Raw genomic sequence first — 25832 nt, forward strand, 5'->3', positions numbered from 1 at the left:
GGGTGTTCGGCCATGCGAGCGATGACCGGGCTCTGGCGGTGGCGGCGCAATCCGCTGCGCCGGCGGACCGATCTCGTCGAGTCCTGGGTGGCGCTGCTCGCCGCCCTGTTCATCGCCGCCGGAGCCCCGGCCGCCGGGGTCACGGTGGGCTCCCTGGCCCAGGACGCGCTGGCGCAGTCCGTGCGCAAGCAGCATGAGCAGCGGCATCCCGTCTCGGCAACGGTCGTCCGGCTGATGCAGCAGCCGCCCGTCGACCCCGACCCGGAGACCTCCTCCGCCCGTGACTCCGGCCGGCGCGTCGTCGCCAACTGGACGGCCCCCGACGGCACCGTGAACACCGGCCCTGCCGACGCCCCGCGTACAGCTGCCCCCGGCGACCGCTTCCGCGTCTGGACCGACGACCACGGACGGCTCGTACCCCGCCCCATGGACCGCACCACGGCGACCTCGCACGCCATGCTCGCGGGCGCCGGTGCCGGCGCCGCGGCGGCAGGTCTCGTGGAGGCCGCGCGGCGGCTGGCCGTATGGCGCATGTTGCACCGGCGTTACGAGGACTGGGACCGGGCCTGGGAACGGGCCGGTCAGGACTGGGGCAGGACGGGCGCAGGCAGCTGAGCTGTCAACTCGCCTCCTCCGCGCGCGCTACGGTGGTGCGCCAGCACAACCGGTACGAGCCGTACGCGGCGAAGGCACGCACGAGGTGGGGGCACAGCAGCAGCATGGCACCACAGGGCACGGTCCAGGTGACGCACACCGGCACGTCGCGGTGGCGGCGCCGCACAGGCGAGTACGCCTCCCTCGCCGCGGCCCTGGAGGCCGCGGGAGACGGTGATGTGCTCTCCATCGCCCCCGGCACGTACCGCGAGAACCTGGTGATCCAGCGGGCCGTGACCCTGCGCGGTACCGACGGCTCCCGCGGCTCGGTGCGCATCGCCCCCTCCGACGGCGTGGCCCTGACGGTGCGTGCCTCGGCCACCGTCCAGCAGCTGCACATCGAGGGCCAGGACTCCGCCGCCCCTGCACTGCTCGTCGAGGACGGGACACCGGAGTTGACGGATCTGCGGGTGGCCACCCGTTCGGCCGCGGGCATCGAGGTGCGCGGTGGCGCCCGCCCCGTCGTCCGGCGCTGCACCGTGGACAACCCGGCCGGGGTCGGCATCGCCACCCTCGACGGCTCGGGCGGGCTCTTCGAGGAGTGCGAGGTGGTCAGCGCGGGCCAGTCCGGCGTGGCCGTGCGCGGCGGCGCGCACCCGCGCCTGGAGCGCTGCCGGATCCACCACGCCTCCGGTGCCGGCCTCTCGCTGACGGGCGAGGGCAGCTCAGTGGAGGCGGTCGGCTGCGAGGTGTACGAGATCAAGGGCGCGGGCGTGCAGATCGCCTCGCGGGCCACCGGCCACCTCACCGACTGCACCGTGCACCGGACGTCGGCGGACGGCGTCACGCTCGACACCGACGCCGTTCTCACGCTCGCCGACTGCCGGCTCCACGACATCCCGGAGAACGCGGTCGACCTGCGCTCCCGCTCGGTGCTCGCCCTCACCCGCAGCACGGTGCGCCGCTTCGGGCGCAACGGCCTTTCCGTCTGGGACCCGGGCACCCGCGTGGACGCCAACCAGTGCGAGATACATGACAGTACGGGCGACTACCCGGCGGTGTGGGTGAGCGACGGTGCGGTCGCGGTCCTCGAATCGTGCCGGGTGCACGACGTACCCGACGCGTTGTTCGTCCTCGATCGGGGCTCCCGCGCCGATGTCGTCGACAGCGACATCTCGGGGGTCCGCAACACCGCGGTGTCGGTGAGCGACGGGGCGAGCGCGCAGCTGGACGACTGCCGGATCCGGGAGGCCACGACCGGGGCGTGGTTCCGCGACCACGGCAGCGGCGGCACCCTCGCGGGCTGCACCATCGACGGGGCGGCGACGGGCGTCATCGTCACCAAGGGCGCCGACCCGACGGTGGAGCGGTGCACGGTCACCTCCCCTTCGGAGGCGGGCTTCTACGTGTCGGCGGAGGGCCGGGGGACCTTCAACAGCTGCCGGGTGACGGGCAGCGGCGGATACGGCTTCCACATCATCGACGGCTGCCGTACGACCCTGACCCGCTGCCGTACCGAGCGGTGCGCGCGCGGCGGCTACGAGTTCGCCGATGGTGGGGGTACTCCCCCCGCCCATGCCGAAGGGTCTGGGGGAGGGCCGGTCTGCGAGGACTGCACCAGCGACGAGAGCGCCGAGCACCGCAGGTCCCCTTCGGCGCCCGCCACGGTGCCCGCGCTGCAGACCGAGGCCCGTACGGCCGGACTGCTCTCCACGGTGCCCCAGCAGGCAACGGCCCCCGCGGAGCCAGCCGCACCGGCGGGAACGGCGGCCGCCGCCCCGGTCCGCCCCTCCGGCGAGGTCCTGGGCGAACTCGACGGGCTGGTCGGCCTGGAGAGCGTCAAGCGGGAGGTCCGCGCGCTCACCGACATGATCGAGGTCGGCCGGCGGCGGCAGAAGGCGGGCCTCAAGGCGGCGTCCGTCAAGCGCCACCTGGTCTTCACCGGCTCCCCCGGCACCGGCAAGACCACGGTCGCGCGGCTCTACGGCGAGATCCTCGCCTCGCTCGGCGTTCTGGAACGCGGCCATCTCGTCGAGGTCTCCCGGGTCGACCTGGTCGGCGAGCACATCGGGTCCACGGCGATCCGCACGCAGGAGGCGTTCGACCGGGCGCGCGGCGGCGTGCTGTTCATCGACGAGGCGTACGCCCTCTCCCCCGAGGACTCCGGGCGGGACTTCGGCCGCGAGGCGATCGACACCCTGGTGAAGCTGATGGAGGACCACCGCGACGCGGTCGTGGTGATCGTCGCGGGCTACACCGCGGAGATGGAGCGCTTCCTGTCCGTCAACCCCGGTGTGGCCTCGCGCTTCTCGCGCACGATCAGGTTCGGCGACTACACACCCGAGGAGCTGCTGCGCATCGTGGAGCAGCAGGCCGAGGAGCACGAGTACCGGATCGGGGAAGGCGCGGCGGAAGCGCTGCTCAAGTACTTCACGGTGATTCCGAAGGGCCCGGCGTTCGGCAACGGCAGGACCGCCCGCCAGACCTTCGAGGCGATGGTGGAACGGCACGCGGGACGGGTCGCCCAGGTCGCGGACCCGAGCACGGACGACCTGACCCTCCTCTACCCGGAGGACCTCCCCGAGCTGTCCTGACCCGCTTCCGGGGCCTCAGGACGGGGCGCCGCGGCGGTTGCGGCGGCGCGCTGGTGCGGCACGTCCGGGAGCCGGGCGAGGAGCCCTGCGCGCTCCTCGGCGAAGGCCGGGTCCGCCGGGTAGTCGCCGTGGCCCAGGATCGGTGCGGGGAGCGGGTGTTCGGCCGTGCGGCCGTACGCCAGGGGGTCGCGCAGCGGCCCGCGGTCCACCTGCCGGTCCGTGCCGTCGAGCGGCAGCACGGGTCCGCCGATCGGGTCCGTACCGCGCCACAGGTTGCGCCAGCAGTGCAGCTCGCGGTGGAGGGCGCGCATCGGCCGCGGACCGAAGTAGGCGGGGAACCAGCGCCCGTAGAGCCGCTCCAGGGGTGAGCCGTACGTCAGCAGGGCCACCCGGCGCCGGGTGCGCCAGTCGAGCTGCCAGACCGCGGCGGCCGCGAGGACGCTGCCCTGGGAGTGGCCGGAGATCACCAGCCGGCCGCCTGTGTTCTCCGTCCAGGTGGCCATCCGCCAGGTCAGGTCGGGGACGGCGCGCTCGGCGTAACAGGGGGGCGCGAAGGGGTGCGCCGCGCGCGGCCAGAAGGTGCCGACGTCCCACAGGATGCCGATGGTGCGGCGGGCGGCGGGGTCGCGGTAGGCGCGCCTGCCCATAGTGATCAGCAGTATGAACCCCACGCCGACCAGCCAGGATCCGAGCGCCTGGGCAGTCTGGGCGCTCGCGGCGACCAGGCCCGTGGTGCCCTCCGCCGCCTCTCCCGGCACCTCCCCCGTGGCCCAGGATCCGAGGACCGCCCCGCCGCCGAGCAGGAGCGTGACGGCGGCGGTGGTGCCGACGAACCAGGGGGCGCGGTCGGTGAGTTCGGCCGCGGCGAGGGTGCGGGCGATGGCGCGGGTGCGCGAGGTGTCCTCCGGCTCGCCCGGGTGGCTCGCCCGCACCTCGACGGCCATCCGGCGGGAGACCCGCCAGGTCTTCCCCGCGAAGTAGCCCGCCAGGGCGGCGAGGACGAGCAGCGGCACCGGAATGACGGCGGCCTGCCAGGAGAGCACGACCGGCGGGCCGACGATCGGCCCGTCGCCCATGCCGGGCGTACCGGGGCCGTCCAGCCAGTCCGCGACCCGCTGGGCCACTCCGCCGGACATCAGACCGCCGAGCGCGCAGGCGAGCATCGCGACCGCGGCTCCGCCGAGGCCGTGCAGCGCGGCGCGGTCGTCCGCAGCGGAGCGCCGCAGCCACCAGGCGGTGGCGGCGATCGCGACGACCAGGGTGCCCTGGACGAGGGCGATCACACGGAAGGTCTCGTCGCCCGGCAGCACCCCGTTCGAGGCCCAGCCGGGGCGCGACCAGGCGGCGTGCAGCACGGCGACGCCGAGCACGCCGAGGGCCGTACCGGGCAGGGCGCGTACGACGGCCCGGTCGATCCGGTCGTCCGGCTCGGTCTCGCTGCGCCCCCTGCTGCACACCACCCACACCACGAAGGCCCCGGAGGCCACCAGCGTGACCTCGAGCCCCCAGCCGACCGCGTCCAGCCAGGCGCTGCCGCCGGGCTTGCGGTCGAAGCGGGTGGCGGCAGCGGCGAGGGCGGCGGCGACGGTCAGGAATCCCGCCGCGGTGTGGGCGGCGCGCAGCCGGGCCACGAGCCTGCGGCCGTACCAGAAGCCGGGCAGGCACAGGGCGGGGCGGGCCCCGGCCTCGGGGTCCTCCTCGCCGACCGGGCGGCGCAGCGGCGGCTGCGACTCGTACGCGCTCCAGGTGCGGTGCGAGAGCCACCACAGCAGGCCGGTGAGGGCGGCGGGCACGACCGCGGCGAGGGCCAGCCTGCGGCCGGGCTCGCTCCACCAGCCTCCCCTGGCCTCCACCATGGGGGATCCCGGCTCCGGGGAGAGGAACCCGAGCCAGGACCTGCCGCGGGCGCAGGGCGCAGAGCCGGCGCACTGCCAGGCGATCAGGTCGAGCGCGACCTCGCAGGCGGCGGCGACCAGCAGCACGGTGAGGCTGAGGGAGACCAGCCGCACCAGCACGCCGTACGTCCGTACGGCGGTGCCGCGGCCGGATGCGGCGGGCCGCATCCAGTGGGCGAGGTTGGCGACCATGAAGGGCAGCAGGACCAGCCACAGGGCGCGGGCGCCGTTGCCCGAGGTCAGGTTGCACCAGGAGTACGCCTCGGGGACGGGCCGGTCGAGGTAGTCCGCGGGCCGGGATTCGGCGTCGGCGTCCTCGCGGCGCCGGTGGATGCCCGCCGTCTCGTCCCCGCCGACGCGGACGGTGCCGGGGTCGTCGAGCATCTCCTGCGGCGTGGTGCCGCCGACCCCGTGCACCAGGAGTTCGAGGGCCAGTGGCGGCCCGTCGTCCCGGGGTGCCGTGGCCTCCCCCGTCGTCGCATCCGTGCCCGGCTGCATGGCCGGCGCCATCGCATCCCCCGATCCCCCGATCCGTACATGTCCCGCCCAAGGATCCTGCCAGCGCGGCCGGATGCGCGCCAGGCCGGTTGTCACCCGTGCGTGGGAGGATGAACGCGGACGGCCGAGGTGATCAGTCGGCGGAAGGGACGGGCCGGGGTGAACGACAACCAGAATCTCCTCGCGGAGCAGCGGCGGGCCCTGATCCTCGACGAGGTCAGGCGCCGGGGCGGGGTGCGGGTCAACGAGCTGACCCGCAAGCTCAGGGTGTCGGACATGACGGTTCGTCGGGATCTGGACGCGCTGGCACGGCAGGGCCTGATCGAGAAGGTGCACGGCGGGGCGGTGCCGGTCGCCGAGGCGAGCACCCACGAGCCGGGTTTCGAGGCGAAGTCCAGCCTGGAGCTGACGGCGAAGGAGGACATCGCGCGGGCCGCGGCGCCGATGGTGGCGCCGGGCAGCGCGATCGCGCTGTCGGGCGGCACGACGACGTTCGCGCTGGCGCACCATCTGATCGATGTGCCGGATCTGACGGTGGTGACGAACTCGGTGCGGGTGGCGGATGTCTTTCACGCGGCGCAGCGGGCGGCCGCGCGCGGCGGCAAGGTGCACGGGCCCGGGTCGGCCACGGTGGTGCTGACGGGCGGGGTGCGTACGCCGTCGGACTCGCTGGTCGGGCCGGTCGCGGACCAGGCGATCCGCTCGCTCCACTTCGACGTGCTGTTCCTGGGCGTGCACGGCATATCGGTGGAGGCCGGGCTCTCGACGCCGAATCTGGCGGAGGCGGAGACGAACCGGCAGTTCGTGCGGTCGGCGCGGCGAGTCGTGGTGGTCGCCGACCACACCAAGTGGGGGACGGTGGGGCTCAGTTCGTTCGCCTCGCTGGACCAGGTGGACGCGCTCGTGACCGACGGCGGGCTGCCGGGCGAGGCCCGGGAGGAGATCAAGGAGCACCTCGCGCAGCTGGTGGTCGCGGGGGAGGCGGAAGTCGAAGCGGCCGCAGACATCTGACGGTGCGTTAGCTAGGGTGTTTCGACGCCGGCCGACTCCCCCGGAGGTGTGAGCTTGTGGCGCACCCGCTTCGCCCCGTCACGCTCGACTTCGTCGCGTCCGCCCCGCTGCGGCTGGTGTTCACCACGGATGCGGCCGCCCCGCCGGAGGCCGTCTTCCGGGGGCTGTCCGACGTTCCGGGCTGGCCCGAGTGGTACGGCGCGGTGACCTACGCCCGGCCGACCGAGGACGGCAGGGGCCGCGAGATCCGCCTCAGGGGCGGCACTCGCTTCCTCGAGACGATCGTGGCGGCCGACCCGGGGGAGCGCTATGCCTACCGGATCGACCGGACCAACGCCCCTGGTCTGCGGGCCCTGTTGGAGGAGTGGCGGCTGACGCCCTCCCGCACCGGCACCCGGGTGCAGTACACCTTCGCCGTGGACGGGACGGCCCTGCTGCGCGCCGCGGTCCGGCTCGCCCGACCCGGCATCGGACACGCCTTCCGCGGCGCGGTCCGCTCCCTGGACCGACGACTCGCCGCGTCCCCGCCCGGCCCTGGCCCGGCCCGGTAGTCCGGCCCGGTCATGAGGCTCAATCCGGCCACGTGCCGGTCGTCAGGAAGGCATCGATCGCCGCGGCGTGCGGCGTGATGTCCAGGCCCTGCTCTTCGAGCCAGGCGTCGGAGTAGTACTTGTCGAGGTAGCGGTCGCCGGGGTCGCAGATCAGGGTCACGACGCTGCCCGTGCGCCCCGCGGCCACCATCTCCGCGACGATCTTGAGCGCGCTCCACAGCCCGGTACCGGTGGAGCCGCCCGCCCTGCGGCCGATGGCCCGCTCCAGGGCCCGTACGGCCGCGACGCTGGCCGCGTCCGGAACCTTCATCATCCGGTCGATCGCACCGGGCACGAAGCTCGGCTCCATGCGCGGGCGCCCGATGCCCTCTATGCGCGATCCGCAGTCGCTGGAGACGTCCGGGTTCCCGGTCGTCCAGCCCTCGAAGAAACAGGAGTTCTCCGGGTCCGGCACGCAGACGAGGGTGTCGTACTGCATGTAGTGCACATAGCGCGCGATGGTCGCGGAGGTGCCGCCGGTGCCCGCCGTGGCGACGATCCACGCGGGCTCCGGATAGCGCTCCGAGCGCAGCTGCTGGTAGATCGACTCGGCGATGTTGTTGTTGCCCCGCCAGTCCGTTGCCCGCTCGGCGTACGTGAACTGGTCCATGTAGTGGCCCCCGGTCTCGGCGGCCAGCTGAGCCGAGACCTCGTACACCGTCCGCGGGTCGTCCACCAGATGACACCGGCCACCGTGGAACTCGATCAGGCGGGTCTTCTCGCGGCTGGTCGTGCGTGGCATCACCGCGATGAAGGGCACCCCGATGAGCTTCGCGAAGTACGCCTCGGAGACCGCGGTCGAGCCACTGGAGGCTTCGATGACCGGCCTGCCGGGCCGGATCCAGCCGTTGCACAGCCCGTAGAGGAAGAGCGAGCGGGCCAGCCGGTGCTTGAGGCTGCCGGTCGGGTGGGTGGACTCGTCCTTGAGGTACAGGTCGATGCCCCACTCCTCGGGCAGCGGGAAGAGCAGCAGGTGGGTGTCGGCGGAGCGGTTGGCGTCGGCCTGGACCTTGCGGACGGCTTCCTTCAGCCACGCGCGGTACTCGGGATCGGTGCGATCCACGTCGATGGTCGCGGCCGCGCCGCCGGCCTGCTGCCGCTCGATGGTGCTCACCGGCGCCGCTCCTTAGGTGTCCTGATCCGGACCTGGGTCCGGTCCTGCATCTGGTCCTGCACACGTCTTGATCCGCTCTTGACCTGCGCCCGGACGGTGCTGCCCGGTCATTTCGATCATAAGGGCGCACTGGTGCCCGGGACCGACCACGGGCACACTGCGCAGCAGGAGGACAATGGCGGCGTGGCCGCAGCAGTCAGCCGGTGGGATTCCCGTCGAGGGGGCGGTGCAGCATGGCAGAGCCGGAGTTCACGGCGACCGGGGTGCGGATCGAGCACGGGCTGCGCTCGCTCACCCGCGCCGGCCAGGTGCAGATCCGGGACGGCAGGCTGACGCTGCTGACCAGCTACGGCAGCGAGATCGACAGCGCGCCGGTCCATCTGGTGCGGGCGGGCAAGCCCTGGTTCGCGGGCCGCGACGGGGCGCTGGCCACCGTCAACGGCACCCGCTATCTCCTCACGCCGGGCGAGAGCGACCGCGCGAGCGCCCCCGCCCCCGGCACGTCCGGCCGGCCCTGGGTCCGGAAGTTCCTCGATGCGGTCCGGACGGCCGGCGGGCGCGCGGCACGCACCTGACGCCGGTGCCGCTGTCCCGTACCGCCAGGCCGGTTGCCGCCGTTACCACGGTTTCTGAAGTTTCTGTGGTTGCACGAGTTGCGCATGCGCCCAGCCGGGTTCACTCTGGTGTGACGTAACTGAGGGTTCACCGGCGGTTACGCTTCGAACCGGCCGCCGGACACAGCAGCCGGCACTGCGGTCAGCACTGTTGGGTGCGTTCTGTCTTCCGAGCCTCATCAGGGAGTCGGCCGTGATCAGCAAGCCAAGCAGGCACTGCACGGTGGAGCTCCAGGCCCTGCCGTCGCGGATCGGCCAGGTCCGCAGGATCGTCTCGGCGCAGCTGCGCTACTGGCATCTCGATCCCTTGATCGATTCGGCGGCGCTGGGGGTCACCGAGCTTCTCACCAACGTCCACCGGCACGCCGAGCCGGACAAGCAGTGCCGCGTCGAGATCGATCTCTTTCTGGACCGGTTGACCGTCTCCGTGCGCGACAGCGATCCCCGGGTGCCGAGCCTGCGCCGCGCCGAGCCGGCCGACGTCGGCGGCAGGGGCCTGACGCTGGTGGCGTCGGTGAGCGAGAGCTGGGGCGTACGGCCGCACGACGAGGGCGGAAAGGTCGTCTGGTTCACGCTGCAGGCGTCCGCCCCTGCCGCGCAGACGTCCGCGCCTGCCGTCGCGCAGACGTCCGCCCCTGCCGTCGCGCAGGCGTCCGTCGCCCTCCCCACACCGGTGCCCTCCCGCTCGCCCCACCCGGTGCGCACGCCCGCGCCCGCCGCGGCCCTCGGCCCGGTCGACGCCGTTGCCGTCGATCCCGTTGCCGTCGATCCCGTTCCCGCCGCGCCCGTACGTCGCGAGCAGCCCCGGGAGCGGGAACCCGCCACGGCAAGGGCCCGGCCGACCGTCGTGGGGTGACCGGGCCCTTCGGTGCCACGCGCCGGGCCTGTCATTCGGTGGCGACGGCCTGCAGCACGTCGAGCCGCGCCGCCCTGCGCGCCGGGCGCCAGCCCGCGACCGCACCGGCCGCGAGACCCACCAGGGCCACTACGGCGAGCTGCACCGGCGGCACCGCGAACGCGCTGGTCCCCGCGTTGTCGGAGGCCCGTACCAGTGCCCAGCCGAGGAAGCCGCCCAGCGCGAGACCGCCCACCGTGCCGAACGCCGCCACCAGCACCGACTCCCAGCGCACCATGGCGCGCAGCTGTGCGCGGGTCTGCCCGACGGCGCGCAGCAGGCCCAGTTCGCGGGTCCGCTCGTGGATGGCGAGGGTGAGGGTGTTGGCGATGCCGAGCAGGGCGATGACGACGGCCAGCGCGAGCAGGGCGTAGACGAGCGTGAGCATCATGTCGACGCCGCCCGCCGAGGATTCGGCGTACTCGCCGCGGGTCTGCACCTCCGGGTTGCCGTACGCGCCGGCCGTCTTCTCGACGGCCGCCTTCCCGTCGGCCGCGGGCACGCCGTCCTCGAAGCCGACGGCGACGAGCGTGTCGGAGTCCTGCACCCGGTGCGGGGCCCAGGCCTCGCGGGTGACGAGGTAGTCGCCCGCCAGGTCGGCCTGCCCGTAGACGGCCCGTACGGTGAACGTCTGCCGTGCGCCGTCGCTGAAGGACAGCTGTGCGGTGCTGCCCGGCTTCCAGCCGCGCTTGTCCGCCTCGTCCTCGGAGACGGCGAGACCGGTGCGGCCGAGGCCGTTCAGTGAGCCGTCAACCGAGCCGAGGTCGAGCACGCGCGCGAGGGCTGCCGGGTCGGTGACCGTCAACTGCCGCCCGCCGCCGTCGACCTCGGCCACGCCGCGGCCCAGACCGACCGCCGTGTCCACCTCGGGGAGTTCCGCCAGGGCGGGGGCGAGCTTCGCGCTGAGCCCGCTGCCCCCGGCCCCGAACGCCGGGGCGCTCACGGCGACATCGCCCGCGAAGGCCCGGTTGACGGTCTGGTCCATCGTCGCCTTCAGCGAGGCGCCGAAAACGGTGAACAGGGACACCACGGCGACCCCGATCATCAGGGCGGTGGCGGTGGCAGCCGTACGCTTCGGGCTGCGCAGGGCGTTGCGCAGGGCCAGGGCCCCGTTGACGCCGCGCAGCCGGGCGAGCGGCGCGCCCAGAACCCGTACGGCGTACGAGGACGTGACCGGGCCGAGGACCACGAACGCGCCGAGGGTGAGCACCGCTCCGGCCGCGGTCCCCAGGACCGACGGTCCCGAGGCCACCGCGAACGCGGTCAGGGCGATGCCCAGGACGAGGGCCGCCGCGCCCGCAACCGCCCGGGTCCGTGAGGCGCCGGTGGGGGCACTCCCCCAGCTACCGCTGGGGGTACCCCCACCCAGCGTTAGCTGGGGGAGGTCGACGGCCGTTTCGCGCAGAGCCGCCAGCGGAGCCGTCCGGCCCGCCCGGACGGCGGGCAGCAGCGCGGAGCCGCTGCAGACCACGACACCCACCACGAGCGGCAGCAGGAGCGAGAGCCCGCTGATCACCAGGTCGCCTTCGGGGAAGGGGAATCCGACCGCGGGGAAGAGCGCCTGCAGCCCCGCCGCGATGCCGATGCCCCCCGAGCAGCCCGGCCAGGGAGGCGGCGACCGCGACGGCCGCGGCCTCGGTCAGAGTCGAGCCGACGACCTGGCGGCGCGAGGCACCGAGCGCCCGCAGCAGGGCGTTCTCGCGGGTGCGCTGGGCTACGACGATGGCGAAGGTGTTGTGGATGCTGAAGGTCGCGACCAGGAGCGCGATTCCGGCGAAGACCAGCAGCAGAGTGGTGAAGAGGGTCAGGAACTGACCGGTCACCAGGTCGAGGTTCTCCTCGGTCGACTCCTGGCCCGTGATGGCCTCAACGTCCCTGGGCAGCACGGTCCCGATCGCGTCGGCGACCTCCTCCTGGCCGGTGCCGGGACCGGCGCGGACCAGGATGCTCGCCGCCTCGCCGGGCTTCGGGACGAGGTACTTCTCGGTGTCGGCCATGGTCATCCCGGTGAAGGTCACCTGGCCCATGCCGTCCCCTCCGCCGAAGGTCGCGAGACCGACGATGGTCACCCGCACCGGGTCCGGGGTGCGCAGCACGGTCCGGTCGCCGATCTCCAGGCCGCCCGCCTTCGCGGCGCCCCGGTTGATCACCACCTCACCGGGCGCATCCGGCGCCCGGCCCTCGGCCAGCCGGTACGGGTTGAGCTGCCGGTCGTCGATCCAGTTGCCCGCGAAGGTGGGCGGTCCCTGGCCGCCGACCGGCTCGCCGTCGCTGCCCACGAGTTGGCCCGCGCCCTGCACGTTGGGCACCGCAGCGGCGACGCCGGGCACCTTCGCGATGTCCTCGGCGAGGGAGGCCGGGACGGGCTGGCGGGTGCCCTGGCCCTCGCCGGGGACGGTGATGACGTCCGCGCTGCGCACGACCGCGTCCGTGCCGCGCGCGGCGTTGCCGAACATGGTGTCGAAGCTGGCGCGGAGCGTGTCGCCCATGACCAGGGTGCCGCCGAGGAAGGCGACGCCGAGCAGGACGGCGAGGAACGTGCCGGCGAAGCGGCGCTTGTGGGCGCGCAGCGAGGCCAGGCTGATGCGCAGTGAGGCGTGGGCGGCACTCATGTCACGGGCTCCTTCACCTGTCCGGAGTGCTGGTCGAACGCCTTGAGCCGGTCCAGCACGCGCTCCGCCGTGGGCGTGGCCATCCGGTCGACGAGCCGGCCGTCGGCGAGGAAGAGGACCTCGTCGGCGTGGGCCGCGGCCACGGGGTCGTGGGTCACCATGACGACCGTGCGGTCCATCTCCCGTACGGTCCGGCCGAGGAGCCGCAGCACCTCCTCGCCCGATCGCGAGTCGAGGTTGCCGGTCGGCTCGTCGGCGAAGACGACCTCGGGCCGCCCCGCGAAGGCGCGGGCGACAGCGACGCGCTGCTGCTGGCCGCCGGACAGCTCGCTGGGCCGGTGGTGCAGGCGCTCCCGCAGCCCGACGACATCGATGAGGGCGTCGGTCCACTCGGTCTCGCCGCGCCGCCCGGCGAGGTCCTGCGGGAGGGTGATGTTCTCGGCGACGGTCAGCGTCGGTACGAGGTTGTAGGCCTGGAAGACGAAGCCGATGCGGTCGCGGCGGAGCAAGGTGAGCTCGCGGTCGTCGAGTTCGCTCAGGGCGGTGCCGCCGATGAAGGCGGCACCGGAGGTGAGGGTGTCGAGCCCGGCCGCGCAGTGCATGAGCGTGGACTTGCCGGAGCCGGACGGGCCCATGATCGCTGTGAACCGGCCGACGGGGAAGTCGACGGTCACCCCGTCCAGAGCCCGTACCTGCGTGTCCCCCGCGCCGTAGATCTTCACGGCGTCCACGACGCGGGCAGCGGGGGCGGTCATGCCGCACCGCCCTTGCCGCGGCCGAACTCCTCGTCCAGGACGGAGAGCCGGCGCCAGTACTCGTCCTCGTCGATCTCGCCGGACGCGAAGCGGCGGCCGAGCACGGCCAGGGGCGAGTTGTCGTCCCGGACGGGCCGGTTCTGCCACGGGCCGCGCCCGCGGCCGCGCGAGACGGTGCGGCGCAGCACGATGACGGCGCCTGCCACGGCGGCCGCCCAGAACAGCGGGAAGAACAGAATCCACGGGCCGGGCCCGTCGTATGCCAGGGTGTTCATTTCGGCTCCTCGGTAGCGATGTGTGTCTCACTACCGAGAGTCGCCATCACAGGAACCGCCGTCGTCGTACACCTGGCGGCACTTGACTTGCTCCCGCGGGAGTAGAGCGGAGCCGCGCGACGGCGGGAGGGGCCGGGGCGGGGTGGTCCCGGCAGGGGCGTAAAGCGTGATGTGTGGGCCGGCCGACAGCGGACCCGCACTTGGCGGACAACCGTGCCGGCCCGTCAATCATGCAGCCCCAGGCGCGCGCAGCGTTACCGGTTCGCCAGCGCCGCCAGCGGATCGTCGAGCACCGGCTGCCAGGCCAGTTCCGCCGCGCCGACCAGGCTGTTGTGGTCGAGCGTGCACGGCAGGATCGGCACGCCGCCGCTCCGCCCCCACAGGCTGCGGTCGGCGACGACCGCGCGCAGCCGCTCCGGATTGGACTCGAGGAGCTCGCGGTGGAGCCCGCCGAGGATGATCCGGTCCGGGTTGAGAATGTTCACGAGCCCGGCCAGGCCGAGGCCGAGCCGGTCGATCAGCGTCTCGGTCGCGCCCCGTACGCCGGCGTCGTCGTACTCCGTGCGGAGCAGATCCCTGGCCTGCTGGAGCAGCGACACCTCCGGGCCGGGCTCGCGCCCCGCCGCCGTGAGGAAGGCGAGCGGGTCCGCCTCGACGTCGAGGCAGCCGCGGCTGCCGCAGTGGCAGGGCCGGCCCTCCGGGTTGACCGTGAGATGGCCGACTTCGAGGGCAAGGCCGGAACTGCCGGTGTGCAGCCGCCCGTCGAGGACGAGCGCGCCGCCGACGCCGCGGTGCCCGGTCGCCACGCACAGCAGGTCGCGCGCGCCGCGGCCCGCGCCGTGCCGGTGCTCGGCGAGAGCGGCGAGGTTGACGTCGTTGCCGGTGAAGGCGGTACGCACGGCGCCGGACGGCCCGAACACGCCCGCCTCCCCTACGCGTTGGCCGAAGATCTCGCGGACCGGAGCGCCCGCGGGCCAGGCCAGGTGCAGCGGGTTGAGCGCGGTGCCCTCGGGCTCGGCGACCGCCGAGGGGACGGCGAGACCGGCCCCGAGGCAGCGCCGACCGCTGTCGCGCAGCAATTCCGCCCCGGCGTCCACGACCGCGGCCAGGACGTGTACGGGGTCGGCGGGCACGGTCATGCAGCCGGGCGCCGTGGCGACGATGCGGCCGCCGAGGCCGACGAGCGCGGCGCGGAAGCCGTCGGCGTGCACCTGCGCGGCGAGCACGACGGGCCCCGCGGGGTCGATGGCCAGCCGGTGGGAGGGCCGGCCCTGCGATCCGGCGGCGGCCCCCGGCCGCGAGTCGACCTCGATCAGCCCGAGCTGCTCGAGTTCGGCGGCGACGGCGCCCGCGGTGGCGCGGGTCACGCCCAGCTCCGCCGTCAGCACGGCGCGCGTCGGCGCCCGGCCGGTGTGTACGAGCTCCAGGGCAGGGCCGAGGGCGCTGCGGCCTCTCTCCAGCCGTGTTGTCCGAGTCTGGGTCACACCCCTATTCTGGCTTTGTGCCGAGCCTAAACAAAACACGGACGGCCTTCCCGGGGGGACGGCGCGACACGGTCGCGGACCCCGCCCTGATCCGCCTCCGTACCGCCCTGACCGCGTTCTTCGCCCTCGACGGCTTTCTCTTCGCCGGCTGGGTGGTGCGCATCCCTGCGATCAAGGAGCAGACCGGCGCCTCCGCGGGCGATCTCGGACTCGCCCTGCTGGGCGTTTCGGCGGGCGCGGTGGCGACCATGATGGTCACCGGACGGCTGTGCGGCCGCCTCGGCAGCCACCCCGTCACCGTCGCCACCGGCGTGCTGCTCTCGCTGAGCATCGCGCTGCCCCCGCTCACCTCCTCGGCGCTCGCGCTCGGCCTCGTGCTGCTGGTGTTCGGCGCGGCGTACGGCGCCCTCAACGTGGCGATGAACAGCGCAGCCGTCGACCTCGTCGCCGCTCTGCGACGGCCCGTCATGCCCGGCTTCCACGCGGCGTTCAGCCTTGGCGGCATGCTCGGCGCGGGGCTCGGCGGACTGCTGGCGGGCTCCCTCTCCCCCGCCCGCCACCTGCTGCTGCTCACCGCCGCGGGACTGCTCGTCGCCGGGGCAGCGGGTCGTACGCTGCTCGCCCACCCGGCGCCGGGACCCGTTCCCGCGCGGGCGGAACCGCAAGGACCCGTTCCCACGCGCCCGGCACCTCAGGGGCAGACCCCGGCCCCCGGCGTCCGCCTGGCGGGCCGTACCCGCTGGCTGGTCGCCGTCCTCGGCGTGATCGCGCTGTGCACGGCGTACGGGGAGGGGGCGCTCGCCGACTGGGGCGCGCTGCACCTCCAGCAGGACCTCGGCGCGCACCCGGGCGTCGCCGCCGCGGGCTACTCCGTCTTCGCCCTCATGATGACCGTCGGCCGGCTGACCGGGACAGCGCTTCTCGAACGCCTCGGCCAGACGCGGGCGCTGGTCTCGGGCGGCGCGACAGCCGCGGCGGGCATGCTGCTCGGCGCGCTCGCCCCGACGGTCTGGCTCGCGCTCGCGGGATTCGCCGTCACCGGCCTCGGCCTCGCCAACATCTTCCCCGTGGCCATCGGCCGGGCGGGCGCGCTGGCCGGACCCCGAGGGGTGGCCGCCGCCTCCACGCTCGGCTACGGCGGCATGCTGCTCGGCCCGCCCGCCATCGGCTTCCTCGCCGACTGGTTCTCGCTGCCCATCGCCCTCACCACGGTCGCTGTGCTCGCGGGCGTGGCGGCACTGGTCGCGTACGGCGCGCGCACCGCGGGGGCTCGCGGATAGCATCCGCCGTATGGAGACGGAGAAGCTCATCGAAGTCCTGCGCGCGGAGGGCTCGCTGTTGGCGGACGCGGCAGAACGAGCCGGTACGGACGCCGAGGTGCCCACCTGTCCGGGCTGGCGGGTACGGGACCTCCTCCGGCATACGGGGACGGTGCACCGGTGGGCGACGGCCTTCGTAGCCCAGGGCCTGACCCGGCCGCGGCGGCCCGACCCCGAGCCCGAACTGGACGGCGCCGCGCTGCTGGAGTGGTTCCGCGACGGCCACCGGACCCTGGTGGACACCCTGCTGGCCGCGCCCGACGACTTGGAGTGCTGGGCCTTCCTGCCCGCGCCGTCACCGCTCGCCTTCTGGGCGAGGCGGGAGGCGCACGAGACCGCCGTGCACCGGGTGGACGCCGAGGCCGCGCTCGGGGGCACGGCCGGGGGCATGGCGACGGACATCGCCACCGGCTTCGCGCTCGACGGGATCGACGAGCTGCTCTCGGGCTTCCACGCGCACGAGCGCAGCCGGGTGCGCAGCGCCACGCCGTGCACGCTTCGTGTACGGACGACCGACCGGGCGGACGCGGCGGGCGTGTGGACCGTGCGGCTGTCGGACGGCCCGCCCCGTACGGAGCGGACGGACGCGGGGCCCGCCGACTGCGAGATCTCCGGGCCGGCCGCCGACGTCTACCTCGCCCTGTGGAACCGGCTGCCGTACGAGGACCTGGACGTCAACGGCGACGCCGGGCCGGCGCGGCTGTGGCGGCACACGTCGGCGGTCGTCTTCCGCTGAAGGCTGGCATCAGGCCGGCATTACCGGCAGGTAACCCACCGTGTTAGCTTGGCCGCATGTCCCGTCGCCGGTCGTTCACCCCCGCGCGGCTGCGCCGCGCCATGAACTGGTGGCCGCCCTACCTCTTCTCCGGAGTGCGGGTGCTGGAGATCGCGGACGACTGGAGCAGCGCGCGGGTCCGGCTGCGGCTCGGCCTCTTCAACCGCAACTACGTCGGCACGCACTTCGGCGGCTCGCTGTTCGCGATGAGCGACCCGTTCTGGATGCTGCTCACCATGAACAGCCTGGGCCGGGACTACGTGGTCTGGGACAAGGCCGGGGAGATCGAGTTCGTGGCGCCGGGGCGCGGTGACGTGTTCGCCGAGTTCAAGCTGACCGAGGACCAGCTGGAGGAGATCCGCCGGGAGACGGCCGACGGCGGCAGGGCGCTGCCGTGGTTCGGATGCGAGATCGTGGGCGAGGACGGCGCGGTCGTGGCGCGCGTGCGCAAGCAGCTCTACGTACGCCGCAAACAGCCCAAGGTGCCCGATTCCACAGAGGGTTAGGCCTGGGCGTGGGCCTGGGGCTGGGCCTGGGCTAGGCCTCCGTCGCCGCCGCACCGGCCCGTCCGGCGAGCGCCCTGGCCAGCACGGCGCGCTGCAGCGGCAGCACCTCGGCGTGGCGCGCGCGGCCGGCGTCCGTGAGAAGGACCTTTACGCCCCGGCGGTCCTCGCTGCACATCACGCGCTCGACGAGGCCGTCCTTCTCGAGCCGGCCGATGAGGCGGGAGAGCGCGCTCTGGCTGAGGTGGACGCGGTCGGCAAGCTCCTGGACCCGGTACGCGGGCCCGCCGTCCGCCGGGCAGCCCTCGGCGAGGATGTCGAGAACCTCGAAGTCACTGGCGCCGATGCCGTGTTCGTGCAGCTCGCGGTCGAGTGCACAGACGATACGGGCATGGGTGGCGAGGATGTCCCGCCACTCCTCCACGATCACGCGCTCGGCCTTCTTGGCAGCCATGGGCGTACGGTACCAGAAAATCCGACTTTGTTGCATCGGAATTAAATGCGCTTGCACTCAATGCGTGTGCATGTAGTCTGCTGCGCATGACCACTCCGACCGACGTCCCCTCCTCGCAGACGCACTGGAGCCCGCGCCTGTGGGGCACTCTGCTCGTGCTCTGCGCGGCGATGTTCCTCGACGCCCTCGACGTCTCGATGGTGGGCGTCGCCCTGCCGTCCATCGCCGACGACCTCGACCTGTCCACCGCGGCCCTCCAGTGGGTCGTCAGCGGCTACATCCTCGGTTACGGCGGACTGCTGCTGCTCGGCGGCCGGGCGGCCGACCTGCTGGGCCGCCGCCGCGTCTTCCTCGTGGCCCTCGGCGTCTTCGCGGCCGCGTCCCTGCTCGGCGGCCTCGTCGACTCCGGCCCGCTGCTGATCGCCAGCCGCTTCATCAAGGGCCTCAGCGCCGCCTTCACCGCGCCTGCCGGCCTCTCGATCATCACCACGACCTTCGCCGAGGGACCGGTGCGCAACCGCGCCCTGAGCATCTACACCACCTGCGCCGCCACCGGCTTCTCCATGGGCCTGGTGCTCTCCGGGCTGCTCACCGAACTGAGCTGGCGCTGGACGATGCTGCTGCCCGCACCGATCGCGCTGCTCGCACTGCTGGCGGGCCTCCGGCTGCTCCCGCGCAGCGCCCGGGACTCCGACGGCCGCAGTTACGACGTTCCCGGCGCCCTCACCGGCACAGCGGCGATGCTGCTGCTCGTCTTCACCGTCGTCCAGGCACCCGAGACCGGCTGGGTCGCACCCCGTACGCTGCTGTCCTTCCTCGCCGTCGCCGCACTGCTCGCCGTCTTCCTCCGCATCGAGCAGCGCACGGCGCACCCGCTGATACGGCTCGGGGTGCTGCGCTCCGGGAACCAGATCCGGGCCAACCTCGGCGCCGCCGCCTTCTTCGGCTCCTATGTGGGCTTCCAGTTCCTGGTAACCCAGTACATGCAGTCGCTGCTCGGCTGGTCGGCCCTGCAGACCGCGCTCGCCTTCCTGCCCGCCGGCGCGCTGGTCGCCCTGTCCTCCACCAAGATCGGCGCGATCGTCGACCGGTTCGGCACCCCGCGGGTCATCGCCGTCGGGTTCGCCCTGCTCGTCGTCGGCTACGCGCTCTTCCTCCGGGTGAGCCTGACCGCGCAGTACGCGGCGATGATCCTGCCCTCGATGCTGCTCCTCGGCGCGGCGTGCGCACTGACCTTCCCCTCGCTCAACATCCAGGCGACGAACGGAGTTGAGGACCATGAGCAGGGCATGGTCTCCGGCCTGCTGAACACCTCGTTCCAGGTCGGCGGCGCGATATTCCTGGCCGTCGTCACCGCGGTGGTCACGGCGGCCGGCGCGGAGAGCGGATCCCCGCAGGAGGTGCTCGACAGCTTCCGGCCCGGCTTGGCCGTGGTCACGGCGACAGCTCTCGCGGGGCTGCTGATCACGCTCAGCGGGCTGCGGACTCGACGCCCCCGGCAGCACACCATCGTGGTGGCGAAGTCCGTCCAGGAGGAGGCCGACGCCGAGCGGGTCACGATCCACGACTGAGCCGGGAGCGGGGCCTCTCAGAGGTCCGCGAGAAGGTCCGGGCCGGGGCCGCAGTCCGCCGACGGGGGTGGTGGACTGCGGCCCCCGCGCCGATACGTGCCGCGCTCCGTCCCACGGCCTGGGCCGCGCTCGCGGCCGCGCCCGGGCCGCGCACTGCGCTCAGCCGAGCCAGCCGGGGCGGACGAGCCCCGACTCGTAGGCCAGGACGACCAGTTGCGCCCGGTCGCGGGCGCCCAGTTTGACCATGGCCCGGCTGACGTGCGTCTTGGCGGTCAGCGGGCTGAGCACCAGCCGGCGGGCGATCTCCTCGTTGGACAAGCCGATCCCGACCAGGGCCATGACCTCCCGCTCCCGCTCGGTCAGCTCGCTGAGGCTCTCGGCGGCCGCCGGCTCCTTCGAGCGGGCCGCGAACTCCGCGATCAGACGGCGCGTCACCCCGGGCGACAACAGCGCGTCACCCCCGACAACGGCCCGTACGGCGCGCAGCAGTTCGTCCGGTTCCGTGTCCTTGACCAGGAAGCCGGAGGCACCCGAGCGGATGGCCTCGAAGACGTACTCGTCCAGCTCGAAGGTGGTGAGCATGACCACCTTGACCTTCTTCAGGTCCGGGTCCGCGGTGATCCTGCGGGTGGCCGCAAGGCCGTCCAGCTGGGGCATCCGGATGTCCATCAGCACGACGTCCGGGCGCAGTTCGCGTACGAGGGCGAGGGCCTGCCCGCCGTCCGCGGCCTCCCCGGTGACCTCGATGTCGGGCTGCGCGTCGAGCAGTGCGCGGAATCCGGCGCGGACCAGCAGCTGGTCGTCGGCGAGCAGTACGCGGATCACGGCGCCTCCTTCTCCGGGGCCCCGCCGGGGGCCTCGGACACCGTAGCCGGGGGTCCGAGCGGGATCCGGGCCAGGACCCGGAAACCGCCGCGGGGGCGCGGCCCCGCCTCGACCGTGCCCCCCAGCGCGGCCGCCCGCTCCCGCATGCCGACCAGGCCCCTGCCTCCGCCGCTGATCGCGTCGCCGCCCTCGGCCCCGCGCTCGGCCGCGGGTCCTTCGTCGTCGACCCGGATCTCCAACTGCCGCGGCTCGTAGCGCAGGAGCACGCGCGCGGTGCGGGCGGCCGAGTGCCGTACGACGTTGGTGAGGGCTTCCTGGACGATGCGGAAGGCTGCGAGGTCGGCACCGGTCGGCAGGCCGGTCGGTACGCCCTCGACGGCTACCTCCACGTCCAGGCCGGCGGCCGACGCCTGCTCCGTCAGCTCGGGCAGCCGGGCGAGGCCGGGCGCGGGCGAGCGCGGTGCGTCGCCGGGCGCGCGGAGGGTGTCGAGGACCTGCCTGACCTCGCCGAGCGCCTCCTTGCTCGCCGCCTTGATGGTGGTCAGCGCGGTCCGGGCCTGCTCGGGGTCCTGGTCGATCAGGGCCAGTCCGACGCCCGCCTGGACGTTGATCACGGAGATGCTGTGCGCGAGGACGTCGTGCAGCTCGCGGGCGATCCGCAGCCGCTCCTCGTCGCGGCGCCGCCGCTCCGCCGCCTCGCGCTCCGCGCGCCCGCGCAGCATCTGCTCGCGGCGCACCCGCCCCAGCTCGGAGGCGGCGATGACGGCCACCACCCAGGCGGCGCCGCCGAGTTCCTGCTCCCAAGGCATGGGGCCGTCGTCGCCGGGGGGCAGCCAGCGGTAGAGCCAGTGGGCGATGACCACATGCCCGGCCCAGAGCATGCCCACGGCCGACCAGGCGGCCCAGCGGTGCCCCGCGACGATGGCGGCGAAGCAGGCGATGGCCACGCTGAGGAAGATCGGACCGTACGGGTAGCCGGCGCCGAGGTAGAGCATCGCCGCACCGGCGGCACCGAAGACCGCGACCCGCGGGTACCGGTGGCGTACGAGCAGCAGCACCGGCCCGACGAGCAGCAGCAGGCGGGCGAATACGTCCAGCGACGCCCGGCCGGGCTGGTTCTCGGCGGCGAAGTTCGTCCCGCCCATCTGGATGACGGCCACGGCGAGGGAGGACACCCAGGGCAGGCGGCGGGACGCGGGCTGGGACAGCCACCAGTGCCACGCCCGCACGCCCCGCGTCTCGTCCCTCGCCTCGGTCATACCGGCAACGCTAGACCGGGCCGTCCTTGTACGGCGTCAGCCGGGCGTGGCGATCACACGTACTCCCCGCGGAGTAGCTCGGCGGGCCTCGGGCGCCGCGTCGGCCTACCGGCCGGCCTCGCCGTCGGTGAGCCCGACGGCGCGGGCGAGCCGGGCGACTGCTCGGTCGAAGAACGCGTCGCGGGCGTCGATCATGCGGTTGAACTGGCCGAAGATCTCGAAGCTGATCAGGCCGAAGAGTTCGGCCCAGGCGGCCACGACCTCGGCGAGGACGGGGGCCGGCAGCCGGATGTCCAGCTGTTTGCGGAGGCGCTCGGCGTCCCGCAGCACCGCTTCGGGGGCGGGGGGCAGATCGGGTACGGGGAAGACGCCGGCCGCGTGGGCGTCGAGGATGACCTCGATCGGAGAGCGGGCCAGAACGGCTCAGGGGCGGTCCAGTACGGTCAGCGCCCGCCGTGCCAGCCTGCTCGTCCGTACGATCTCGGCCAGCGTCGTCTGGCCACGGGTGATCTCCGCGAACAGGTGCCACGCCGGCCTGAGGCTTGTGACCGCCGCATGCATCAGGCCGGGGCGGCGCTCGAAGACCTGCAGCATGCGCCGCCCGACCCCCATCTCCACGCCCAGCCCCGCCTTGATCGCGAAGGCGTAGTTGAGCGCCTGGCGGCGGGCGTCCACCGCGTCGTGCGCCTCGGCGATCCGTACCGCCCACTCCCCCGCGAGCCGCCCCGAGCGCAGCGCGAACGAGATGCCCTCGCGGGTCCACGGCTCCAGCAGCCCGGCCGCGTCCCCGCAGACCAGCACCCGGCCGCGCGACAGCGGCGAGTCGTCGGCCCGGCAGCGCGTCAGATGCCCCGAGGAGATGCTCGGTTCGAACCCGGCGAGACCGAGCCGCGCGATGAAATCGTCCAGGTAGCGCTTGGTCCTGCCGCCGTTGCCGCGCGCCGAGATCACCCCGACCGTCAGCGTGTCCCCCTTGGGGAACACCCAGCCGTAACTGCCCGGCATCGGCCCCCAGTCGATGAGCGCCCGCCCCGCCCAGTCCTCCGCGACCGTCGCCGGAACCGGGATCTCCACCTCCAGCCCGAGGTCCACCTGGTCGAGCTTCACCCCGACGTGTGCACCTATACGGCTGGCGCTTCCGTCGGCGCCGACCACCGCGCGCCCCAGCACGATCTCGCCGTCGCTCAGCACCACGGCGACGGTACGCCGGTCGGGCACCGAGGGCCCGTGCTGCTCGACCCTGGAGACGGTCACGCCCGTGCGCACCCGCGCCCCGGCGTCCTCCGCCGCCGTCACCAGGCGCTGGTCGAACTCGGGCCGGTTGATCAGCCCGAAGAGCATGTACTTGGAGCGCCGGGTACGGGCGAGCCGGCCGTCCAGCGAGAAGGTCACAGCGTGCACCCGGTCGCGCAGCGGGAGTTCGAAGCCGGGCGGCAGCGCGTCGCGCGAAGGACCGATGATGCCGCCGCCGCAGGTTTTGTACCGGGGCAGCTCCGCCTTCTCGAGCAGCAGAACCCGGCGCCCGGCGACGGCCGCGGCATACGCCGCCGAGGCGCCCGCGGGACCGGCCCCGACCACCACCACGTCCCAGACCGGCTCGCTGTCCTGCCCTGCGTTCTCGCTGCTCACCTGTGCTTCCGCTCCCGCTCGCCCTGGCGTCCGCATGCCGGGGTCGCAAGCGCCCGGCTGTCGCCTGGCATCCTACGGCTCATGGTCACCACGGCCCGCTGTGGGATGATCGGCAGCACGACCGCCGTACGGTATCCGCCCGGCGGCCACGTACGGACACGGTGCACGGACACGATGCACGGACACCGCGTACGGACGCCGCGTACGGACACCCGAAGTACGCAGACCGCGTACCCCGACACCGCACCCACGAGGAGCGTGCCCATGGAGCCGACCGCGCTCGCCCCGCTCGCCGAAACCGTCGCCTCGCTGATGCCGCGCGCCAGGACCGAGCTCACCGAGCTGGTCGCGTTCCGGTCGGTCGCCGACCCGGCGCAGTTCCCCAGAAGCGAGTGCGAGGCGGCGGCGAGCTGGGTCGCGGCAGCGCTGCGCGCCGAGGGCTTCCAGGACGTCGCGCTGCTCGACACCCCGGACGGCACCCAGTCCGTTTACGGCTACCTGCCCGGCCCTGAGGGCGCGCCGACCGTACTCCTCTATGCGCACTACGACGTGCAGCCGCCGCTCGACGAGTCCGCCTGGCTCTCCCCGCCGTTCACACTGACCGAGCGCGACGGACGCTGGTACGGGCGCGGCACCGCCGACTGCAAGGGCGGCCTGATCATGCACCTCACCGCGCTGCGCGCGCTCAGGGCGAACGGCGGCATACCGGTGGGCGTCAAGATCATCGCCGAGGGCTCCGAGGAGCAGGGCACCGGCGGACTCGAGCGGTACGCGGAGGCGCACCCCGCGCTGTTGGCCGCCGACACGATCGTCATCGGCGACACGGGCAACTTCCGGGTCGGGCTGCCCACGGTCACCGCCATGCTGCGCGGCATGACGCACGTCCGACTCCAGGTGGACACGCTCGAAGGCAACCTCCACTCGGGCCAGTTCGGCGGCGCCGCCCCCGATGCGCTCGCCGCGCTGATCCGCATCCTCGACTCGCTCCGGGCCGAGGACGGCTCGACGACGGTCGAGGGGCTCGCCTCCGATGCGAACTGGGACGGCCTGCAGTACCCCGAGGAGGAGTTCCGCAAGGACGCCAAAGTTCTCGACGGCGTCGGTCTGATCGGCTCGGGGACGGTCGCCGACCGCGTCTGGGCACGTCCGGCCGTCACGGTCCTCGGCATCGACTGCCCACCGGTCGTCGGCGCCACGCCGTCCGTCCAGGCCTCCGCGCGCGCATCGGTCAGCCTGCGCGTGCCGCCGGGCATCGATGCGGCCGCCGCCACCAAGCTGCTCGCCGCCCACCTCGAGGCGAAGGCGCCGTGGGGCGCCCGGGTCTCGGTCGAACAGGTCGGCCAGGGCCAGCCGTTCCGCGCCGACACCACCAGCCCGGCGTATGCGGCGATGGCGGCGGCGATGCGGGCCGCCTACCCGGGCGAGGAGATGCAGACGGCGGGACAGGGCGGCTCCATCCCGCTGTGCAGCACGCTGGCCGCGCTCTACCCGGAGGCCGAGATCCTGCTGATCGGTCTGAGCGAGCCGCAGGCGCAGATTCACGCGGTCAACGAGAGCGTCTCCCCGGAGGAGCTGGAGCGGCTCTCGCTCACGGAGGCGCTGTTCCTGCGGAACTACGCGGCATCCAGGGCCGGCTGAGCAGCCACCGGGCTACGCCCACGGCGAAGATCCGCCCGACATGCCTCCGGGTCGTACGGTCCGGAGGCATGGATGTCATCGAGGTGCTCCCGCGGCTGCACATGTTCCGTTTCAGCATCGGCCAGGCCTATCTATGGCGGGAAGGCGGGGAGTTGACGCTCGTCGACGCCGGGAGCGCGGGCGAGGGCGCGGCCATCGCAGAGGCCGTCCGCTCCCTCGGGCATCGCCCCGAGGACATCCGCCGGATCGTCCTGACCCTCCCCTGGCCTTCGGCATGGGGGACCCCAGCACCCCGACCACGCGGGCGCCGCCGGGGAGGTGGCCGCCCTGAGCGGGGCGGAAGTGCTCGCGCACCGGGCGGACGCTCCCGTCGTACGCGGCGAGGTGCCGGGGCCGCCACCTGTGCTGCTCGACTGGGAGCGGCCGCTGTACGAGCACGCGCTCACCGTGCCGCCGGCGCCGCCCACGCGGGTGGACCGCGAGCTGGAGGACGGCGACGTGCTCGGATTCGGCGGCGGGGCGCGCGTGGTGGGCGCGCCCGGCCATACGGACGGAAGCATCGCGCTCCACCTGCCGGAGCACGGCGTGCTGTTCACCGGCGACACCGTGGCCCATGTGGAGCAGCTGATGCTCGGCGTGTTCAACGTCGACCGGAAACAGGCGCTCGACTCGTACGCCCGGCTCGCCGCGCTCGGCGCCGACACGGCATGCTTCGGGCACGGCGACCCGCTGACCGGCGGTGCCGCGCGCGCCTTGCGCACATCGGCCGAGCGAGAGGCCGAAGCCTTCGCCCGTACCCTCCCCTAGACGAGTAGTTCCGATTGCGGGGTTCACGGACGCGGGGAGGGTGTCCAACATCGGGTTGTGACGACCGAGTTAGACACCCTCTTGACCGCACTGTACGTGCACATCGACGACCGCTTGAAGA

Annotated in this window: 20 protein-coding genes and 3 pseudogenes; 12 read left to right on the forward strand and 11 right to left on the reverse strand. The window is 73.6% G+C overall.

Going from position 1 to position 25832, the window contains the following annotated elements:
* Positions 1-12 precede the first annotated feature (12 nt).
* Both ACTWQC_RS30860 and ACTWQC_RS30865 read left to right on the forward strand, forming a co-directional pair.
* Positions 13-615: an Rv1733c family protein gene (locus tag ACTWQC_RS30860; protein ID WP_443319132.1), complete on the forward strand. Its 603-nt coding sequence runs from the start codon at positions 13-15 to the stop codon at positions 613-615.
* Positions 616-719: 104 nt separating this feature from the next.
* Positions 720-3188, forward strand: coding sequence for a right-handed parallel beta-helix repeat-containing protein (locus ACTWQC_RS30865; RefSeq protein ID WP_443319133.1), 2469 nt, complete (start codon positions 720-722; stop codon positions 3186-3188).
* Here ACTWQC_RS30865 and ACTWQC_RS30870 read toward each other — a convergent pair.
* Complete coding sequence (locus tag ACTWQC_RS30870) at positions 3158-5593, reverse strand: hypothetical protein (RefSeq protein WP_443319134.1); 2436 nt, start codon at positions 5591-5593, stop codon at positions 3158-3160. The two genes, ACTWQC_RS30865 and ACTWQC_RS30870, sit on opposite strands and share 31 nt — an antisense overlap.
* 147 nt (positions 5594-5740) lie before the next feature.
* On the opposite strand from ACTWQC_RS30870, the gene ACTWQC_RS30875 reads away from it, so the two are divergent.
* Positions 5741-6592 carry a DeoR/GlpR family DNA-binding transcription regulator gene (locus tag ACTWQC_RS30875; RefSeq protein ID WP_443319135.1) on the forward strand — a complete coding sequence of 284 codons (852 nt, stop codon included), beginning with the start codon at positions 5741-5743 and terminating at the stop codon, positions 6590-6592.
* Positions 6593-6648: 56 nt separating this feature from the next.
* The gene (locus ACTWQC_RS30880) at positions 6649-7143 is read left to right on the forward strand and encodes an SRPBCC family protein (protein WP_443319136.1); all 495 of its coding nucleotides are present in this window, start codon (positions 6649-6651) and stop codon (positions 7141-7143) included.
* 19 nt (positions 7144-7162) lie between these two features.
* On the opposite strand, the gene ACTWQC_RS30885 is transcribed toward ACTWQC_RS30880, so the two are convergent.
* Positions 7163-8287, reverse strand: coding sequence for a PLP-dependent cysteine synthase family protein (locus ACTWQC_RS30885; protein ID WP_443319153.1), 1125 nt, complete (start codon positions 8285-8287; stop codon positions 7163-7165).
* A gap of 242 nt (positions 8288-8529) precedes the next feature.
* Here ACTWQC_RS30885 and ACTWQC_RS30890 point away from each other — a divergent pair, with 242 nt between their 5' ends.
* Both ACTWQC_RS30890 and ACTWQC_RS30895 read left to right on the forward strand, forming a co-directional pair.
* Positions 8530-8871 (forward strand): hypothetical protein, encoded by a 342-nt coding sequence (locus ACTWQC_RS30890; RefSeq protein WP_443319137.1) that lies wholly within the window; start codon positions 8530-8532, stop codon positions 8869-8871.
* A 232-nt stretch (positions 8872-9103) separates the two neighbouring features.
* Positions 9104-9598, forward strand: a pseudogene (locus ACTWQC_RS30895) (ATP-binding protein); the annotation flags it as partial.
* Between the two features lie 199 nt (positions 9599-9797).
* Here the strand turns inward: ACTWQC_RS30895 and ACTWQC_RS30900 are convergent.
* From ACTWQC_RS30900 to ACTWQC_RS30915, 4 genes and pseudogenes are all read right to left on the reverse strand, one after another.
* Positions 9798-12417 (reverse strand): annotated as a pseudogene (locus ACTWQC_RS30900) (ABC transporter permease).
* A complete protein-coding gene (locus ACTWQC_RS30905) occupies positions 12414-13172 on the reverse strand; it encodes an ABC transporter ATP-binding protein (RefSeq protein WP_443319138.1) in 759 nt (252 codons plus the stop codon). The pseudogene ACTWQC_RS30900 and the gene ACTWQC_RS30905 overlap by 4 nt, the downstream one beginning before the upstream one ends.
* Positions 13169-13447 carry an SHOCT domain-containing protein gene (locus ACTWQC_RS30910; protein WP_443319139.1) on the reverse strand — a complete coding sequence of 93 codons (279 nt, stop codon included), beginning with the start codon at positions 13445-13447 and terminating at the stop codon, positions 13169-13171. Before ACTWQC_RS30910 ends, ACTWQC_RS30905 begins: the two co-directional genes overlap by 4 nt.
* Before the next feature lie 254 nt (positions 13448-13701).
* Complete coding sequence (locus tag ACTWQC_RS30915) at positions 13702-14931, reverse strand: ROK family protein (RefSeq protein WP_443319140.1); 1230 nt, start codon at positions 14929-14931, stop codon at positions 13702-13704.
* 17 nt (positions 14932-14948) lie between these two features.
* Between ACTWQC_RS30915 and ACTWQC_RS30920 the strand changes: the two genes are divergently transcribed.
* From ACTWQC_RS30920 to ACTWQC_RS30930, 3 genes are read left to right on the forward strand one after another with little or no spacing between them, the layout of a single operon-like run.
* Positions 14949-16211 carry an MFS transporter gene (locus ACTWQC_RS30920; protein WP_443319141.1) on the forward strand — a complete coding sequence of 421 codons (1263 nt, stop codon included), beginning with the start codon at positions 14949-14951 and terminating at the stop codon, positions 16209-16211.
* A gap of 10 nt (positions 16212-16221) precedes the next feature.
* Positions 16222-16986 (forward strand): maleylpyruvate isomerase family mycothiol-dependent enzyme, encoded by a 765-nt coding sequence (locus tag ACTWQC_RS30925; protein WP_443319142.1) that lies wholly within the window; start codon positions 16222-16224, stop codon positions 16984-16986.
* Positions 16987-17042: 56 nt separating this feature from the next.
* Positions 17043-17531 carry a DUF4442 domain-containing protein gene (locus ACTWQC_RS30930; protein ID WP_443319143.1) on the forward strand — a complete coding sequence of 163 codons (489 nt, stop codon included), beginning with the start codon at positions 17043-17045 and terminating at the stop codon, positions 17529-17531.
* A 31-nt stretch (positions 17532-17562) separates the two neighbouring features.
* Here the strand turns inward: ACTWQC_RS30930 and ACTWQC_RS30935 are convergent, their stop codons facing one another.
* Complete coding sequence (locus tag ACTWQC_RS30935; RefSeq protein ID WP_443319144.1) at positions 17563-17982, reverse strand: MarR family winged helix-turn-helix transcriptional regulator; 420 nt, start codon at positions 17980-17982, stop codon at positions 17563-17565.
* An 86-nt stretch (positions 17983-18068) separates the two neighbouring features.
* Here ACTWQC_RS30935 and ACTWQC_RS30940 point away from each other — a divergent pair, with 86 nt between their 5' ends.
* Positions 18069-19553, forward strand: coding sequence for an MFS transporter (locus ACTWQC_RS30940; RefSeq protein ID WP_443319145.1), 1485 nt, complete (start codon positions 18069-18071; stop codon positions 19551-19553).
* Between the two features lie 159 nt (positions 19554-19712).
* On the opposite strand, the gene ACTWQC_RS30945 is transcribed toward ACTWQC_RS30940, so the two are convergent.
* The 4 genes from ACTWQC_RS30945 to ACTWQC_RS30960 form a co-directional block, all read right to left on the reverse strand.
* A complete protein-coding gene (locus ACTWQC_RS30945) occupies positions 19713-20378 on the reverse strand; it encodes a response regulator (protein WP_443319146.1) in 666 nt (221 codons plus the stop codon).
* On the reverse strand, positions 20375-21637 hold the full coding sequence (locus ACTWQC_RS30950; RefSeq protein WP_443319147.1) for a sensor histidine kinase: 1263 nt from the start codon (positions 21635-21637) through the stop codon (positions 20375-20377). The genes ACTWQC_RS30945 and ACTWQC_RS30950 overlap by 4 nt, the downstream gene beginning before the upstream one ends.
* A gap of 105 nt (positions 21638-21742) precedes the next feature.
* Complete coding sequence (locus ACTWQC_RS30955; protein WP_443319148.1) at positions 21743-21967, reverse strand: TetR-like C-terminal domain-containing protein; 225 nt, start codon at positions 21965-21967, stop codon at positions 21743-21745.
* A gap of 93 nt (positions 21968-22060) precedes the next feature.
* Complete coding sequence (locus tag ACTWQC_RS30960; protein ID WP_443319149.1) at positions 22061-23266, reverse strand: geranylgeranyl reductase family protein; 1206 nt, start codon at positions 23264-23266, stop codon at positions 22061-22063.
* Positions 23267-23530: 264 nt separating this feature from the next.
* Here ACTWQC_RS30960 and ACTWQC_RS30965 point away from each other — a divergent pair, with 264 nt between their 5' ends.
* The gene (locus ACTWQC_RS30965) at positions 23531-24904 is read left to right on the forward strand and encodes a dipeptidase (RefSeq protein ID WP_443319154.1); all 1374 of its coding nucleotides are present in this window, start codon (positions 23531-23533) and stop codon (positions 24902-24904) included.
* 68 nt (positions 24905-24972) lie between these two features.
* Positions 24973-25711: pseudogene (locus tag ACTWQC_RS30970) on the forward strand (MBL fold metallo-hydrolase).
* The last annotated feature ends 121 nt before the right edge of the window (positions 25712-25832 follow it).

It is taken from the genome of Streptomyces sp. 8N616, assembly GCF_052246385.1.
In the GTDB taxonomy this organism is placed as follows: Bacteria; Actinomycetota; Actinomycetes; order Streptomycetales; family Streptomycetaceae; genus Streptomyces.

Bases quoted from the DNA above. Each gene is read 5' to 3' on its own strand.
- ACTWQC_RS30860 (WP_443319132.1), top strand. From the start codon at position 13: ATGCGAGCGATGACCGGGCTCTGGCGGTGGCGGCGCAATCCGCTGCGC.
- ACTWQC_RS30865 (WP_443319133.1), top strand. From the start codon at position 720: ATGGCACCACAGGGCACGGTCCAGGTGACGCACACCGGCACGTCGCGG.
- ACTWQC_RS30870 (WP_443319134.1), bottom strand. From the start codon at position 5,593: ATGGCGCCGGCCATGCAGCCGGGCACGGATGCGACGACGGGGGAGGCC.
- ACTWQC_RS30890 (WP_443319137.1), top strand. From the start codon at position 8,530: ATGGCAGAGCCGGAGTTCACGGCGACCGGGGTGCGGATCGAGCACGGG.
- ACTWQC_RS30905 (WP_443319138.1), bottom strand. From the start codon at position 13,172: ATGACCGCCCCCGCTGCCCGCGTCGTGGACGCCGTGAAGATCTACGGC.
- ACTWQC_RS30910 (WP_443319139.1), bottom strand. From the start codon at position 13,447: ATGAACACCCTGGCATACGACGGGCCCGGCCCGTGGATTCTGTTCTTC.
- ACTWQC_RS30925 (WP_443319142.1), top strand. From the start codon at position 16,222: ATGGAGACGGAGAAGCTCATCGAAGTCCTGCGCGCGGAGGGCTCGCTG.
- ACTWQC_RS30930 (WP_443319143.1), top strand. From the start codon at position 17,043: ATGTCCCGTCGCCGGTCGTTCACCCCCGCGCGGCTGCGCCGCGCCATG.
- ACTWQC_RS30935 (WP_443319144.1), bottom strand. From the start codon at position 17,982: ATGGCTGCCAAGAAGGCCGAGCGCGTGATCGTGGAGGAGTGGCGGGAC.
- ACTWQC_RS30940 (WP_443319145.1), top strand. From the start codon at position 18,069: ATGACCACTCCGACCGACGTCCCCTCCTCGCAGACGCACTGGAGCCCG.
- ACTWQC_RS30950 (WP_443319147.1), bottom strand. From the start codon at position 21,637: ATGACCGAGGCGAGGGACGAGACGCGGGGCGTGCGGGCGTGGCACTGG.
- ACTWQC_RS30965 (WP_443319154.1), top strand. From the start codon at position 23,531: ATGGAGCCGACCGCGCTCGCCCCGCTCGCCGAAACCGTCGCCTCGCTG.